This window comes from Psychromonas arctica DSM 14288, assembly GCF_000482725.1.
Lineage (GTDB): Bacteria > Pseudomonadota > Gammaproteobacteria > Enterobacterales > Psychromonadaceae > Psychromonas > Psychromonas arctica.
The window spans coordinates 103579-120022 of sequence record NZ_AXWP01000025.1 but is presented as its reverse complement, the minus strand read 5'-3'; the positions used below and the strand labels follow the sequence as shown (position 1 = coordinate 120022).

Sequence of the window (16444 nt, the reverse complement as noted above, 5' to 3'; positions counted from 1 at the left end):
ATGAAAGTAAGTTATTTCAGTCAAGTGCTTAATGACCAGCTTGGTTTGAGCACTATCCAAGTAACTATCAGAGCCGCCATTATTTGAAGTTTTCTTCTGACTATCGGCATATTCATTTAAATGACGAACAATGCTGGATTGATGCTTTCGTAGGGCCTGAGAAATCATTATCGTTGACCAACCTTCATCCGATAATAGAATCGCTTTAATTCGGTCGCACTCCCGTTTATCACTGCACTTTTTATGGCGTGATTCTAACGCTAGCTTCTCTTGGCCGGTCAATGATATCTGCATTTCCTTAGTGTGATCTTTTAAAATTAAATTTCAATTTTTTTTTACAAATGAAAAGCATTATCAAAGATCACGGGTATAGGTTACTCTTCTCTGTCCTATTTACAGAAGATGGATGTTGATATTCTGAAAATTGATAAGTCCTTTGTAGATGGTTTAGAAACAGAGAGTAATAGCCGTGATTTATGTAAAGTGATGATCATGTTAGCACTACAGTTAAATATTCAAGTTGTTGCCGAGGGTATTGAAAATGAAAAACAAAAACAGTACCTACTAGAAGCAGGCTGTCAATTTGGTCAAGGTTATTTGTTCTCTAAACCAATGCCGTTTTTGCAATTTCAAGAATATTATTTTAGTCACCAATCGTTGCTTGATTTAGCGGAAGTTAATCTTGCTATTGGTGATACTGAATATAAAGTAGAGTTAATAAAAAAAGCAATTTGAGCAATTAAAATCAGGTGTAATTAATATCCCATTTTTTTCTAAAAATCACTTGTCTTATACCATGTTTATTATTTAAAACTATTCGTTTAAATATCAATTTGATGCTTTATGACACTTTATGTGTGATTGTCATATAAATGTCATAATGCCTAGTGATAATGACATCATTTAGCACAAACAATAAATAGGTAAACCTAATGGCAAGTAGAATTTTAGTGGTTGAAGATGAGGTCGCGATCAGAGATATGTTGAGCTTTGTATTGGAACAACACGGCTATGAAACTCTTGAAGCGGACAATTACCAAGCGGCACTTGATCACCTCCATGAACCTTACCCCGACCTGATCTTATTAGATTGGATGTTCCCTGGCGGAAGTGGTATTCAATTATTAAAATTTTTAAAGCAAGATGAGATCCTGCGCCAAATACCCGTAGTGATGTTAACCGCACGGGGTGAAGAAGAAGATAAAGTGCGTGGTTTAGAAAATGGTGCCGATGATTATGTCACTAAGCCTTTTTCTCCAAAAGAACTGATGGCACGCCTTAAGACTGTGATGCGACGTGTTAACCCTACTTCACTCGATGATACACTCAAAGTCGGTAAACTTAAGCTAGATCCTATTTCGCATCGTGCAACCTTAAGTGATACACCATTAGACATGGGACCAACAGAATTTAAATTACTACATTTCTTTATGACACATCCCGAGCGTGTTTATAGTCGCGAGCAATTATTAAATAATGTTTGGGGAACGAATGTTTATGTAGAAGATCGCACCGTTGATGTACATATTCGTCGTTTACGTAAAGCCTTGTCAGATCATGACCATCTAGTGCAAACAGTACGTGGAGCAGGGTATCGCTTTTCTACACGTTCATAGATAATAGCTTGAGTATTATCTAAAAATATTATTGAGTTATTACGGAATCACTTAACAAGTGAGCCGCCACCTAATATAGAGTGACGCATTTGAAAGTATATACATGGAAGCAGCTATTTTGGGCAATGTGCTTAGTTTATGTTCCCGTTTTAATCTTGGGACTATTAACGGAATTATTACTAGAATTATTATTAGTGACCACAGTGTTACATATCGGCTGGCATTATTATTTTTTAAAGAAGTTAAATGATTGGTTATGGATTAGTAAAAGTACACGTTTACCACCCGGTAAGTCGGTGTGGGAACATGCTTATATTGGTATCCATAATATGCAGCAACGTCACCGTAAACGCCGCAATAATTTAGCTAGTGTAATTAGCCGTTTCCGTGAAGGTTCTGAAGCATTGCCTGATGCGGTGGTGGTATTCAAAAAAGACGGTGAAATCGTATGGTGTAATCGTCTTGCCCAATTTCAATTAGGCTTTAAGTGGCCTGAGGATGCGGGAGAGAATATTACTAACTTAATTCGTCATCCTGATTTCGTAGAATATTTAAGCAGTGATGTTTATAACGAACCACTGGATTTACTTTCCCCGATTAATCATGAAAAAGTATTAGAATTTAGGGTCATGCCCTATGCCAAAAATCAGCGCTTATTGATTGTGCGTGATGTCACTAGTTATCGTCAAATGGATGAAAATAGACGCCATTTTGTCGCTAATGTTTCCCACGAGCTACGCACGCCACTTACCGTCTTACAGGGGTATATTGAAATGCTAGCGATGAGCGCGCAAGATGACAAAATGCAATTAAAAACCATTCAAGTGCTAGATCAGCAAACTGCACGTATGTGTGCATTAGTTGAACAATTGATGACGTTATCAAAAATAGAGGGGGCAGCGACTTTAGATTTCCATGAAAGTATCAACATGTCTGCTTTATTAACACAGGTTGAAAATGAAGCGGTCACATTAGGGCGTAAAAAATCACAAACTGTCACGTTTAAAGTAGACCCTAAGTTATCGGTCGTCGGCGATGAAATGCAACTACGTAGTGCGATAGCTAACTTAGTGTATAACGCCATTAATTATACGCCAGAGAATGGCACTATTAAGGTGATCTGGAAGCGAGTACAGGAAGGTGCTTATTTCTGCGTGATGGATACCGGTGATGGGATTGCTCCTGAACATATTTTACATTTAACCGAGCGTTTTTATCGGGTAGATGCCTCTAGATCTCGAGATACAGGCGGCTCTGGTCTAGGTTTGTCGATTGTAAAGCATGCATTATCTCATTATGACAGTAAATTGCATATTGAAAGCCATGTTGGGGAAGGCAGTCAATTTTCCTTTATTATTCCAGACAACTATATTTGTTAAATAGTCACGTTATTTGTTGCCCGAGAATGTTTTAGGCAAGCTTTATTATGTTGATTTAAGCTATTTTAGATTCAAACTTGAATTCATTATTAAATAGCAAGCTCGATAATTAATGCCTTTTTAGACTTCATATTTTAAATCAATACGTCTGAACCAATATTTTATTAAACAAGGCATTGCTCTAAAATATCGACTCTACATGATTTTTTAATCGATATTGTTTGTAAAATTACATGATTTATAGCTTTCATGCATTACAGCTCAAGAGTAAAAGATATTGTAACTACTCAGGCCGTCTCTATTTAAGCCTATTTCTTCGTTGAAAAATGCTCATTTAAACCACTAAACTGCGCTTTTTCGCCTTGAACTAAGCATAAATAGCTTAGCCCCGAGCATTTACGTTTTTATTTTGGTAAAAAGCACTCAGTTTTAATGAGTGCTGAGTAGTTACAAGATATTTATCTTCAAATTATTTTAGGCACTTCATTAACTGCGTTTTGCTATAAAATAGCACTACAGCTAAAACTGCTACCATTACAAACCAATTCATATAGCCAGATTATATATTGTATTGAGTGCTGTATTATTTTTCATTGGTATTGACTGCTACAAAAGGAATACTTTATGTTGCGAATATTTTATTGCTCGGTGCTCTTCATTAGCGGCTTATTAACGACTTCTATCCAAGCTCAATCTTTGCCTGATCCCACCTTTAATACGCTATTAAAACAATTTAACCTGCCTGCCTTTTCAAGGTATGTGTTTATTGATCCTAAATTGAAAACAAGCTGTGAACGTTATCAACCAACGACTCGTAAATGCGGGCAAGGACATTGGTTGGCTGTTAGCAATTTATCAACGGCTAATAAAATGGCGAAAGCAGGGGATCTATTTCTGTTACGTGAAGGACGTTTTAAACAAGCTTTACATGTCACTAAATCGGGTAATGCAAAGGCTTATATCGCGTTTAGCGCCTATAAAAATGAAAAAGTGACACTTTATAATGTTAATTCTATTGATCATGGGGAAGAGTATGGTGCGATATGGTTAGATGAAGTGTCATACATTGTAGTGAATGGAATTAGCGTCGATAAAAGCATTGGTTTTGGTCGCTTTTTAAATGCCCACCATAATATTTTCACTAATAACAAGTTCACTGGTTCAAGTATTTATAATGAGGGGCGAAGTGCAAGCAAACGAGGCGGTTTGTATGTTGCTTTTAGTCACCACAATCAAATCATCAATAACCTGTTTCAAAAAGGCACGGATCTATTATCACTAGTGCATGCAAATTATAACCGTGTACAAGGCAATACAATGAATCTAGCTGGCCATGATGTTTGGAATATTAAATGCGGTAGTTTCAATGTTATTCGAGATAATGTATTCAGTAATAAAAAGCAAAAATTAGGTGCGGTATTCGATTGCGAACAGGGCACCATGAATTGGCATGGTAATGGACGCTTTAAGCAGCAAAGTGCAGTCTTAGATGCAAGCCAATATAACTTGATTGAGCATAATGTGTTTAAAGATGCCGTACGCTATTATTCTGCAAGTGGAGGTAACGGGATCCAATATGCTGGTCAACATGGTTTGATCCGTTTTAATACTTTTTATCATACCAATGTAGGATTCAGCCTTGCTAGCTATCGACCAGAAGCAACCTATAACTATAGCAATCGTATTTATCACAATACTTTTCATGATAACTGGTGTGTTGGTATTGCCATTGGCAGTGAAATAGAAAAATTTACAGATAATCAGTTTATAAATAATATTCTCTGGAATAATCAAGGATTAGGTGCAAGCCAATGCAGTGATAACAATGCAAAACAACTACTGTTTCGGCAAAAAGAGGGGGATGAATGGTTTGTTAATAACAATATCGGTAGTCACCTCAGTGATAAAGTGATTGGTTTGTGGGCAAATCCACGCGAGATGAGCGTGTATGACTTTGAAGGCAGCTTTATACCGGTTCGCTTTAAGGACACCTTAGCCAGTGATCCCTTGTTTGTTAATCAAAAACAGCATGATTATAGATTATCAACCGACAGCCCGATGCTTGATACTGGCCTACATCTAAGTAAAATCATAAGCGCAACGGGGGAGGGGGATAGTTTTCAAGTACAAGATAGTCAGTTCTTTTACGACGGAGCAGGGATTACTAATGAAACAGGGGATCAAATTATGGTTCGCTCAGCGTCAATCGCATCTAAAAAGCCACAAGTTGCAACAATTGTAAAAATTGATAGGCTGTCTAATAAAATATACCTAGATAAAAACATAACTTGGGGAAAAGGCGACTTAATTTCTCTCTCTTATAATGGTCTAGCGCCGGACATTGGTGCGTTTGAATCAAAGTGATTCTTGCTTTCATTATGCAGAACATTTTATGATGAAAAACCATTTTATTATGGGTAACAATTTGATTATGAACAACAAAGGCTAACGAACCAATATTAGCCTATTTTATGAAGTCTAATTTATTTTTATAATGATCAAATTCCCCATTAAATACATCAAGAAAAGTGAATACTATGAATAACCGTAAACTTGCTAATAAGCTGGATCAGTTTTTAGAAATACATCAATTTAAAGATTATTGCCCTAATGGTCTACAAATAGAGGGCCGTGAGCAAGTCAAAAAAGTGGTGACCGGGGTTACTGCTAATCAGGCATTAATTGATGCGGCTATTGCCCATAATGCGGATGCAATTTTAGTGCATCACGGTTTTTTCTGGAAGGGGGAAGCACAACAAATTGTTGGCATGAAATATCATCGCATTAAAGCGCTGATAGAGAATGGCATCAATCTTTATGCCTACCATTTACCCTTAGATGTACATCCTGAATTAGGCAACAATAAACAATTGGCTGAACTACTCAATATTATTGATAGACGACCACTTGAACCTTGGGATAAACGCAGTGTAGGCCGAGTTGGGAAATTTGAAAATGCGATTACGCCACAAACACTGGTTGCCTCTATTACCCAACAGTTGCAACGAGCCCCTTTATGGATAGATGGTGGTAAACCAGAGATTAAAACCATTGCTTGGTGTACAGGTGGCGGACAGGATTACATTACTATTGCTGCAGAACAAGGGATTGATGCATTTATTAGCGGCGAGATATCTGAACGTACTACGCATATTGCTAAAGAAATGGGGATTCATTACTTTGCGGCGGGGCATCATGCAACGGAACGTTATGGCGTAAAAGCCTTAGGTGAATGGTTAGCTGTAGAAATGGATCTTGATGTGATCTTTATAGATATTGATAATCCTGTTTAATATTCACTTATTTTGCTTAAATATGCTAAAAAAGTGTTTCAAAAATTGAAACTTAGTGTGCTTTTACTTTATTATGCCAAGCATGCTTACCCGTTATTATTCAAGATCTAAAAACCAGCAAGCTGTGAGTTGAAAAGATTCTAGGCTTAAGGTTAAAAAATGACGAGTATAAATACAATTCGATAATTCATTTAGGGAAAAAAAATGACAACATATAACATTGCTTTACTAGCAGGTGACGGTATCGGTCCTGAAGTAATGAAAGAGGCAGTAAAAGTTTTAAAGTTAGTTGAACAGCGTAATGCAGATGTTAACTTTGAATTAAACGACGTTTTATTTGGTGCCGCTGCTTATTTTGCTACTGGTAAAGCTTTCCCTGAAGAAACTAAAGCAGCTTGTGACAAAGCTGATGCAATTCTAAAAGGGACAATTGGTTTAAATCATGAAGACTCTAAAAAAATTCCTGTAGATGAGCAACCTGAACGTGGTGCTTTATTGCCATTACGTCGTCGTTACAATACCTATGCTAACTTCCGCCCTGTTTACTTACCAAAAGGCCTAGCTCACTTTTCTCCATTAAAAGAGTCGGTAGTGGGTGAAGGTATTGATATCATGTTAATTCGTGAACTAGTAGGTGGCTTATACTTTGGTGAAAAAGAAACTGGCGTAAATGCTGATGGTAAACGTTTTGTTCGTGAAGTATTAGAATACGATGAAGATCAAATCCGTCAAATCGTTCGTGTTGGTTTTGAAGTTTCAATGAAACGTAAAAAAGTGATGCACAATATCCATAAATCAAACGTGTTAAAATCAAGCGTTTTATGGAATGAAATCGTAGAAGAAGAAAGCAAAAACTTCCCTGAAGTGGAAGTGATCAACATTTTAGTTGATGCTGCTGCGACATACCTATGTCTAAAACCAACTATGTTTGACGTAATGGTAATGGAAAACATGTTTGGTGATATTTTAAGTGACCAAGGCGGTGGTATTTTAGGTTCTTTAGGCCTAATGCCTTCTGCGTGTAAAGGCCCTGAAAAATCTTACTACGAACCATCTCATGGTTCTGCGCCAGATATCGCTGGTAAAGGTATTGCAAACCCATACTCAATGATCGGTTCTGTGGCGCTGATGTTAGAGATGAGCTTTGGTATGGAAAAAGAAGCTAAAAACCTTTGGAATGCAATGCAAAGCGTATTTGAAAATGGTTACTCAACATCAGACCTATCTAAGCCAGGTGAAGCAAATTTAGTTAGTACTGCTGAGTTTGGTGATATGGTATGTGAAGAATTGGCGAAAATGCCTGTATAATCATTTTATCAAGTGATTAAATAATTTTAAACCACGTTTTATAACGTGGTTTTTTTTTGGAGAAAGATCATGGCGTTAAAGCCTACTATTTTTAAAATGAACATTAATGTTTCTAATTTAGATCAAGATGTTTATGAAACTATTCCGTTAACTATTGCACAACACCCATCGGAAACAACGGAACGCATGGTGACACGTATTCTTGCATTTGTACTTAATAACCAAGAGTTTTTAAGTTTCACTAAAGGCTTGAGTGAGGCCGATGACCCAGATATTTGGGCTAAAAATTATAGCGATGAATTTTTGTTATGGATTGATGTCGGTGAACCTGCTTTTGATCGTATTAAAAAAGCTAGTCGACAAGCTAAACAGACAATCGTTTATACGTTCAACACTAAATCTGGTGTGTGGTGGAAACAGTCAAAAAAAGATTTTGCTACTATTAATGCAGAAGTGTTTCAATTTGAATTTGAGCAAATTCAAGTTTTGGCCGCTTTAGTTGAACGTACAATGGATTTTAGTATGACGATTACTGACAATGTTTTGTATATTGCAGCCAATAAAGGCAGTTGTGAAATCAACTTAAAACGATTACAGCCCGAGTAAAGATTGCGCACAACAATGTAGTGCGTATAATTCGCACTTCAAAATTATTACAGTCCTGAATTCAAGAGTGGTACCCATGAAATTTATCGTCAAACTTTTTCCAGAAATTATGATGAAAAGTAAACCTGTGCGCAAGCGCTTCAGCAAAATGTTACAAGGCAATATCCGTAACGTACTTACTCGTCATGATGAAGAAATAAAAGTGATTTTAGAGTGGGATAAAATTATTGTACGCAGCGAAAATAATGATCCTGATAATAAAGCGAAGGTGATTCATTATTTGCAAAGTACACCTGGTATTGCACATTTTTTAGAAGTAAGCGAAAGTACTTTTACCGATATTCATGATATTTACGAACAAACTAAAGTCAGTTTTGGTGAAAGTTTAGCGGGTAAAACATTTTGTGTTCGTGCTAAGCGTATCGGTACCCATGATTTCGGCTCAAATGAAGTAGAACGTTATGTTGGTGGTGGTTTAAATCAGCATACGGATGCGCTTTCAGTTAAATTAAAAAATCCTGACGTTACTGTTAACATTGAAATTAATGAAAATAAATTATTCATGGTTGATCAACGTTATAAAGGCTTAGGCGGTTTCCCACTAGGAACACAGGAATCAGTGTTATCCCTTATCTCCGGTGGATTTGATTCAGGCGTCTCTAGTTACAAATTATTGAAACGTGGTTCTCGTGTACATTACTGCTTCTTTAATTTGGGCGGTGCAGCTCATGAAATTGGTGTGAAGCAAGTCGCTTATCATTTGTGGGAACGCTTTGGTGCTTCTCATCGTGTGAAATTTGTTTCTGTGCCTTTTGAGCCTGTTGTTGCTGAAATCCTAGAAAAAGTAGATAACGGCCAAATGGGGGTTGTACTGAAACGTATGATGATGCGTGCTGCACGCAAAGTGGCTGATAATTTAGCAATTGAAGGATTGGTAACAGGTGAAGCATTAGGTCAAGTTTCCAGTCAAACATTACGTAACCTATCTGTGATTGACCAAGTGACTGACATGCTGATCTTACGTCCGCTAGTTGCAACCGATAAACAAGAGATTATTGATTGTGCACGTGAAATTGGTACTGCAGAAATTTCTGAAACGATTCCTGAGTACTGTGGTGTTATCTCTCAGCGTCCAACGGTTAAAGCGGTGATGAGCAAGATTGAGAATGAAGAAGCTAACTTTGATATGTCATTAATTGATAAAGTTGTGGCTGAAGCGCAGACTCTCGATATTAAAGACATTGCAACGGCAGCAAAAGAACAAGTGACTGAAGTCGAATCAGTATCAGGTTTCTCTACTAATGATATTGTGTTGGATATTCGATCTGCCGATGAACAAGAAGATAAGCCATTACAGTTAGATGGGGTTGAAGTACAACATCTTCCTTTCTTTAAACTGGGTAGCCAATTCGAAACACTTGCTCAAGATAAAACTTATTTACTGTATTGTGACCGTGGTGTGATGAGTCAATTACAAGCTTTGTATTTGAAAGAAGCGGGTTTCAATAATGTGAAAGTGTATCGTCCTTAACTTTTACATGACGCAATAAAACTTTATATACGCCTTCGTATATTATTGTTTATGTTGAAATGCTTTGATGAGATGGTAAATACATTAAGTACGGCCGATTAAATGCCGTATTTTTAGTCATCCACACTGTTTATTCACAATTTTGTCTATAAATAATAGGCCTTTACGCTAATTCATCGTATGCTGAAATGACTTCATAAGCACGATTAAAGGATATTAATATGCCAAATTCAATTGATAGTTATAAACTAATCACGGGTAAAGATGACGCCGAGTTTTGCAGTCGAATCACTAAAGTATTAAGTGAAGGTTATGAACTATACGGTTCACCAACCATGACCTTTAATGGTGAGCATGTTGTTGTTGGGCAAGCTGTAATTAAAAGGCCATCACAACTAGTCTAAATGGGTTAATTACTTATTTACTACTATATATTGCCAATCAAAACAGTTGCTCAATACCCACATAATAGTCAAATAAAGTCTGCTCTTGCAGACTCTTTTGTATATCACTAAACCTTTAAATTTTATCTTTCGCTTTTCACTCATTAGTTTCTATGGCTTATTTATCTATGCTCTACTCTTATAGTGGTAGTTATGCCAGTCTAAGTAATTATCTAGTCATTTATGCTTGTTAAAATGAATCCTAGCTTCGTTGTTGATTTGATTCAGAACACCCTGTTCTTCACCACTCAGGGGCCACCTAAAGCTGTTCAAAATTATTCCATACTATTTTGTGTTAAGAATAACTAGTTACTGCAATCAACGCCTTGCTATCATCCATTTTCTCTAACACCTAAATAGACCATTTATTTATCCAGATTGGTATTATTTTAATCAGCTAGTGTCCTAACCAACCATTGTTGTAAAAAACCGAGGTACTCGTGTAAAGCGACTTGTGATTTATACAACTGATAAGCCGATGGAATATAATAATAGGTGGGTAGACTATGTGTGTTTTCTTTAGCAATATACATCGCCGGTGCGGCTATTGGATATTGATTATAATGCCTGAATAAAGCCATGGCTCTTGGCATATGCGTTGCTGAGGTTACTAGCGCTGCTTTTTTACCTTGTATCAGTGTAGACATTTGTTGCGCTTCTTGTTGTGTGTCCTTACTGCTATCTAATCGTATGATTCTTTGCTCAGGTATTGTAAATGTTAAAGCCAGTGTTTGTAATAATTGCGCATGGCTCTTTGTATCTCCAAAGCCTGAGCCTGAAACGACAAGGATGGCATTAGGGTTCGCATAATAGAGCCGTAATGCTTCACTAAAACGACTTAGTGCCGTTGCGGAAAGTTGTCCTGTAATTGGCAAGTTTTTATCATTTATACCCGATGAACCCAATACTAGAATATAGTCCAAAGATTGTTCTGCAACTAGCAATGGAGGATATTGGCGCTCTAGAGGTTTTGCTAAGTGATAAGCACTTGGTAATAAGCTGAACACAAAGAGAATGATGAAACTAAATAACGCGAGAACTTTAGCTAATAGCTGACGTCGACTAAAAAAAAGCAGTAATAAACTGACTAATAATAATAATAAAGAGAAGGGCAGTGGCATTAATAACCCTCCAATCCATTTTTTTAATACAAATATCATGTATGACCTTTATTAAATCTTATAATTTCTTTTCAAAACATAATGCATCTTGACCATCAGCGTAATAAGCGGGTTTGATATTGAACTGTACATAGCCTATTTTTTGATACAACCTTATAGCATTAGTATTGCTTACCTTCACTTCTAATCTAATCAAATGGCGCTGATGATGCTGTGCAACTTGTTCTAGCTCGCGCATCAATTTTTCACCACAACCTTGGCCGTGAAAGTCAGGGTGAACTGCCAATGAATATAAACGAGCCCTGTTGCTGCCTTTACGGTAAAGCAATAACCCGTATGCGCTTATTGTATTGTTTCTTAGCTGCATAATAAGGTCACAGTGACCTTGTTGTATAAAATAATGAAAATTTCTACGGGTCAGCTGGTCATAATTAAAATTTAAATTTTCAATGTCCAGCAAGCGCTTAATATCTTCTATTTTTGCCTTACGATACTGCATATTTAACTTTCCTTATTAATCCTTTAGGTTCAGAATCGGCTCAATTATATAGGAGAGGAAATTTTGTGGATAACTTTATTGTAGTCGTTGATAAAATAGAAGATTGGCAACCGTTTTTTCCTACTGAACAAGTGGTAACAACCGATAGTTACTTATTTGATCAACAATACCAAAATGCTAAAAATCTTAGGGTTTTAAACTTATCAAGAAAGTATAAGTATTTGTCTCATGGGTACTATTGTAGTCTCTTAGCGGAAGCGAGAAACCATAAAGTATTACCCAATTTAAAAACAATCAATGATCTCAGTAAAAAAAGTTTATACATTAATGATCTTGATGCGTTACAGCAGATCACTACTAATATAAGTAGTAAATTTCTTAAGCAAGAAGGTGACATTAAGAAATTAAGCTTTAAAGTTTATTTCAGTAAATCGCAAATAAAAGGCTTCGATAAGCTTGCTCGTCAAATTTTTGAGTATTACCCATGCCCGATTTTAGAGGTGACATTAATACAAAATACTTTCTGGCAGATTGACTCCGTTGTACCGGTTAATATCAACCAACTCTCCGACCTAGAGCAAGACTTTTTTGCTAGTGCTTTAGGAAAGTACAGCAATAGAATGTGGCGTACACCTAAAAAACAAAAAGCGTACCTTTATGACCTTGCTATTTTAGTTAACCCTGAAGAAAAAATGCCGCCCAGTGACAAGATAGCCATTGAAAAATTTATGGGATCTTGTGAAAGACACGCTGTTTATTCAGAGTTAATTACGAAAAAGGATTTTGCTAGAATAAATGAATTCGATGGGTTATTCATTCGTGAAACAACTTCGATTAGTAACCATACTTATAAGTTTTCAAAAGTGGCAGCCTCGGAAGGGATTGTTGTACTGGATGATCCCAATTCTATTTTAAAATGCACTAATAAAATTTTTATGGCTAATCTATTAGACCGTTTAAAACTACCTGGTATTCCAGGGCGATTTGTCTCAAGCGCTAAAGCATCAGTATTAAACGCATTAATTAATGAATTTGGTTTTCCGCTGGTGGTAAAGATCCCCGATGGATCTTTTAGTATCGGCGTTAAAAAAGTTGATGATGTTGATCAATTGAAAGTTGTGCTCGAACAAATGCTGAAAAAAAGTGACTTGATCCTGGTACAAAAATTTCTCTATACAAAATACGATTGGCGAGTTGGTGTATTAGGCGGTGAAGGCTTGTTTGCTTGTAAGTATTTTATGAGTGAAAACCATTGGCAAATATACAATCATGAAAAAGATAAAGACAGCGACCAATTTAGTGGTGACTCTGTTACTTTAGCTTTTGAAGACGTGCCAGAAAAGGTTAAAAAGGTCGCAATAGCCGCTGCTAACGGCGTTGGGAATGGATTATATGGCGTTGATTTAAAAGAAGATGAACAAGGTAATGTTTACGTCGTTGAAGTAAATGATAACCCTAGTATCGACCATCAAGTCGAAGATGATTTCTTAGGTGATAAGTTGTATGATCGCATTATCACTTGGTTTATTGAGCAGATGAAATCTAAAAAATAACGTTAATTTATTATAAGAGGCAGCTGTATTGATAATACAGCTGCCTCTTTTTTATGCCTGCTTTTTAGTTTATGTTTGCATAATAAGTGCAATTTTTAAGGAAAATGCTGTTAATTCAAATAAGTCACGTTAATTTAGGTAAATAAAGGCAATTTTAAGCGCCTCCTCCCTTTAACAAAAACCAATAAAGATGAGAATATAATTTAGTGATTGATCATAATTTTGACCCTATAGCACAAAAATTTATTAATAATATTTATGGAAGCGATAAAGGTGCAATCCGAAAAGAGGTTGTTTGGCGAGAGTTGTTAGCGTGCATGCAGCGATTAAACAAACCAACATTACGTATTTTAGATGCTGGCGGTGGTTTTGGTTATTTTAGTCAAAAACTAGCTGCTTTAGGTCATCAAGTGGTGTTATGTGATATTTCTGGTGAGTTACTTACGGTCGCTAAACAACAATTAGCGGATAAACCCTATAAAAACAATGTAACCGTATTACATTGTGCGATTCAAGCGTTAAATGAACATATTGAGGGACAGTTTGATTTGATTCTAAATCATGCGGTATTAGAGTGGTTAGCTGAACCTGAATTGACCTTACATAGTTTATTAAACTGGCTCAATGATGATGGCTTAGTGTCATTGATGTTTTACAACAAAGAGGCACAACGTTTCTTTAATTTAGTATCGGGTAATTTGAATTTTGTCGCGTTAGGCATGCCACGGAAAAAGGTAGTGCGCTTATCACCTACGAATCCCTTATTTGAAGCCGATGTACTTGATTGGCTTAAACGTGCAAACATGTCTGTCATAAAAAAAACCGGCGTCCGCGTTTTACATGATTATATGAAATCTGCAGACTTTTCTGAACATAATTTTGAACAGTTATTGGCAATGGAACTGAAGTATTGTCAACACGAACCTTATGCGTCATTAGGACGTTATACTCACTTGACCATTACTAGGAGTTGTAATGAAGCAGTATCATTTTAGAATAAGCATCAGTTACCAAGAGTTTGAAAAATTATATCGTGTTCCTAATACGGTAGTGAAAGTGCGTAGCGAACAAGGCGCAATGTTGCAGTTACCTGCGATGCGTTTTGTCCCTTTTTTTACTCAGCTAGGTGTGCGTGGATATTTTGAATTACAGTTAAATGATGACAATAAATTTCAAAAGCTTATTTGTTTATATAATTAAGATAATACTAACGATTTATTTTGTGAATTTTTTGAGCGTTATTAGGCTGTTTTTACAATGAACTCTGTTATTTTAAAACCCTGTAAGTAATGGATCCGTATATTTTGATAGCGCATGAGTTATTTATAAAAATAGTGATTTACGTAAGTGGGCAGTAATTCAGCTTGAAACGCTTTTTATAGTGACATTATTGTTCATTGATGAAATGTCCCCTAAGCGCTGAAAAAACTATAAAATCGAATTGCTCGTTTGTTATTGTTTTTTTTATGTCATAATTGAGTTTGTTTTTTTATAATTAATTAAAACAGTTGCTTATGATTAATTTAGAGTTTGATAGTGCAATTTTTACTGCTATTATGGCCTCCTTATTCACTAACCCATCTTCATTCTATTAACTTTCTCATTATCTGTTTTTATTTTATGACTTTTTATTTCTCTCGTTATTATTTAAACTTTATTTAATTGTTATCGGAGTGATATTGTCAATGATCTTTCCCGTAAACTAGCTATTATGTAATAACAATAGAAATTACGCTTATCTTCAACGTGATAAGTTGATTTTTAATTAATAAAACTGTCATAATTGATAAATTCAAACAATAATGTTTTTTATATATAATAAAACTACGTAACCTACACTCGTTAGTCAGAACATGTGAGAGTAAGTTGAGACTTTGGCTTTTAACTATTTTAAAGTTGAATTAAGATCAAAGAGTTAAATAACTGACTTATGTATATTAAGCATTGAATAACTTGTAAGGCTCTGAAATGAAAAAAGTGTTAACAGTCTTCGGTACACGCCCCGAAGCAATAAAAATGGCGCCTTTGGTTCATGAGCTTGCCGCAGAGCCTGGAATTGAGAGTAAAGTATGTGTGACTGCTCAGCATAGGGAAATGTTAGATCAAGTCTTGCAGTTGTTTAACATTAAGCCCGATTATGATTTAAATATCATGAAGCCAGGGCAAGATTTGTTCGATGTAACCGAAAATATATTGAATGGCCTCAAGCAGGTACTGGATGACTTTAAACCTGATGTTGTACTTGTTCATGGGGATACAACGACGACTTTCTCTGCCTCATTAGCTGCTTTTTATAAGCAAATTGATATTGGTCATGTAGAAGCAGGATTGCGTACCGGTGATCTGTATTCTCCTTGGCCTGAAGAAGCAAATCGAAGATTGACTGGGGTATTAACCCGCTATCATTTCGCCCCTACCGAATTATCAAAATCTAACTTACTTAGAGAACATGTTCCCAATGACCATGTTGTTGTGACGGGTAACACTGTTATTGATGCCTTGTTATGGGTTAAACAAAAATTAGAATCGGATACTGGCTTACAAACTTCTCTGGCTGAGCAGTTTCCCTTTTTGGATAGTAATAAAAAAATGATCTTAGTGACAGGACATCGTCGAGAAAGTTTTGGTGGTGGATTTGAACGTATTTGCGAAGCATTGGCTAATATTGCTAAAGCACAACCCGATGTGCAGATTGTTTACCCAATGCATATGAATCCCAATGTAAGAGAGCCTGTTAATCGTCTATTAAGTACATTGAATAATGTGTTTTTAATTGAGCCTCAAGATTATTTGCCCTTCGTATATCTCATGAACCGCTGTTATCTTATTATTACCGATTCCGGTGGTGTACAGGAAGAAGCCCCATCTTTAGGTAAACCGGTTTTAGTGATGCGAGATACCACCGAAAGACCTGAAGCTATCGAAGCTGGCACAGTAAAATTAGTCGGCACGGACGTTCAACGTATTACTTCAGAAACTATTTTGTTATTAACTGATGATGAAAAATATCAAACAATGGCTAAATCGCATAACCCTTATGGTGATGGTTTTGCATGTGCTCGTATTGTTAAAGAATTATTAAAGGATTAAATAAA

General features: G+C 36.2%; 16 protein-coding genes. 13 read left to right on the top strand and 3 right to left on the bottom strand.

Features of this window, described 5'->3' with window-relative positions:
- Positions 1-294 (bottom strand): helix-turn-helix domain-containing protein (locus tag H592_RS0104210; RefSeq protein WP_028867673.1); only part of this gene is annotated, 294 nt, incomplete at its 3' end.
- A 66-nt stretch (positions 295-360) separates the two neighbouring features.
- Between H592_RS0104210 and H592_RS0104205 the strand changes: the two genes are divergently transcribed.
- The 9 genes from H592_RS0104205 to H592_RS0104165 all read left to right on the top strand — a co-directional run bounded on the left by H592_RS0104205 (position 361) and on the right by H592_RS0104165 (position 10137).
- Positions 361-735, top strand: a complete 375-nt coding sequence (locus H592_RS0104205; RefSeq protein ID WP_084296196.1) for an EAL domain-containing protein — start codon at positions 361-363, stop codon at positions 733-735.
- A 197-nt stretch (positions 736-932) separates the two neighbouring features.
- Positions 933-1616, top strand: a complete 684-nt coding sequence (gene phoB / locus H592_RS0104200; RefSeq protein WP_028867671.1) for a phosphate regulon transcriptional regulator PhoB — start codon at positions 933-935, stop codon at positions 1614-1616.
- 89 nt (positions 1617-1705) lie between these two features.
- Positions 1706-2995: a phosphate regulon sensor histidine kinase PhoR gene (phoR, locus tag H592_RS0104195; protein ID WP_028867670.1), complete on the top strand. Its 1290-nt coding sequence runs from the start codon at positions 1706-1708 to the stop codon at positions 2993-2995.
- A 624-nt stretch (positions 2996-3619) separates the two neighbouring features.
- Positions 3620-5359 (top strand): NosD domain-containing protein, encoded by a 1740-nt coding sequence (locus H592_RS0104190; RefSeq protein ID WP_028867669.1) that lies wholly within the window; start codon positions 3620-3622, stop codon positions 5357-5359.
- Between the two features lie 173 nt (positions 5360-5532).
- Positions 5533-6288: a Nif3-like dinuclear metal center hexameric protein gene (locus H592_RS0104185; protein ID WP_028867668.1), complete on the top strand. Its 756-nt coding sequence runs from the start codon at positions 5533-5535 to the stop codon at positions 6286-6288.
- A 204-nt stretch (positions 6289-6492) separates the two neighbouring features.
- Positions 6493-7596, top strand: coding sequence for a 3-isopropylmalate dehydrogenase (gene leuB / locus H592_RS0104180; RefSeq protein ID WP_028867667.1), 1104 nt, complete (start codon positions 6493-6495; stop codon positions 7594-7596).
- Positions 7597-7665: 69 nt separating this feature from the next.
- On the top strand, positions 7666-8202 hold the full coding sequence (locus tag H592_RS0104175) for a YaeQ family protein (protein WP_028867666.1): 537 nt from the start codon (positions 7666-7668) through the stop codon (positions 8200-8202).
- Positions 8203-8278: 76 nt separating this feature from the next.
- Complete coding sequence (gene thiI / locus H592_RS0104170) at positions 8279-9733, top strand: tRNA uracil 4-sulfurtransferase ThiI (protein ID WP_028867665.1); 1455 nt, start codon at positions 8279-8281, stop codon at positions 9731-9733.
- A gap of 221 nt (positions 9734-9954) precedes the next feature.
- Positions 9955-10137, top strand: a complete 183-nt coding sequence (locus H592_RS0104165) for a DUF1737 domain-containing protein (RefSeq protein ID WP_028867664.1) — start codon at positions 9955-9957, stop codon at positions 10135-10137.
- Positions 10138-10565: 428 nt separating this feature from the next.
- On the opposite strand, the gene H592_RS21455 is transcribed toward H592_RS0104165, so the two are convergent.
- Together H592_RS21455 and H592_RS0104155 are read right to left on the bottom strand one after the other, a co-directional pair.
- Complete coding sequence (locus H592_RS21455; RefSeq protein ID WP_051368964.1) at positions 10566-11336, bottom strand: ElyC/SanA/YdcF family protein; 771 nt, start codon at positions 11334-11336, stop codon at positions 10566-10568.
- Positions 11337-11355: 19 nt separating this feature from the next.
- Positions 11356-11796 (bottom strand): GNAT family N-acetyltransferase, encoded by a 441-nt coding sequence (locus H592_RS0104155; protein ID WP_028867663.1) that lies wholly within the window; start codon positions 11794-11796, stop codon positions 11356-11358.
- Positions 11797-11861: 65 nt separating this feature from the next.
- Here H592_RS0104155 and H592_RS0104150 point away from each other — a divergent pair, with 65 nt between their 5' ends.
- The 4 genes from H592_RS0104150 to wecB all read left to right on the top strand — a co-directional run bounded on the left by H592_RS0104150 (position 11862) and on the right by wecB (position 16439).
- Complete coding sequence (locus H592_RS0104150) at positions 11862-13349, top strand: RimK family protein (protein WP_028867662.1); 1488 nt, start codon at positions 11862-11864, stop codon at positions 13347-13349.
- A 206-nt stretch (positions 13350-13555) separates the two neighbouring features.
- On the top strand, positions 13556-14344 hold the full coding sequence (locus H592_RS0104145) for a methyltransferase domain-containing protein (protein WP_028867661.1): 789 nt from the start codon (positions 13556-13558) through the stop codon (positions 14342-14344).
- Positions 14325-14549 carry a DUF2835 domain-containing protein gene (locus tag H592_RS0104140; RefSeq protein WP_028867660.1) on the top strand — a complete coding sequence of 75 codons (225 nt, stop codon included), beginning with the start codon at positions 14325-14327 and terminating at the stop codon, positions 14547-14549. The genes H592_RS0104145 and H592_RS0104140 overlap by 20 nt, the downstream gene beginning before the upstream one ends.
- A gap of 768 nt (positions 14550-15317) precedes the next feature.
- Complete coding sequence (wecB, locus tag H592_RS0104135; RefSeq protein ID WP_028867659.1) at positions 15318-16439, top strand: non-hydrolyzing UDP-N-acetylglucosamine 2-epimerase; 1122 nt, start codon at positions 15318-15320, stop codon at positions 16437-16439.
- The last annotated feature ends 5 nt before the right edge of the window (positions 16440-16444 follow it).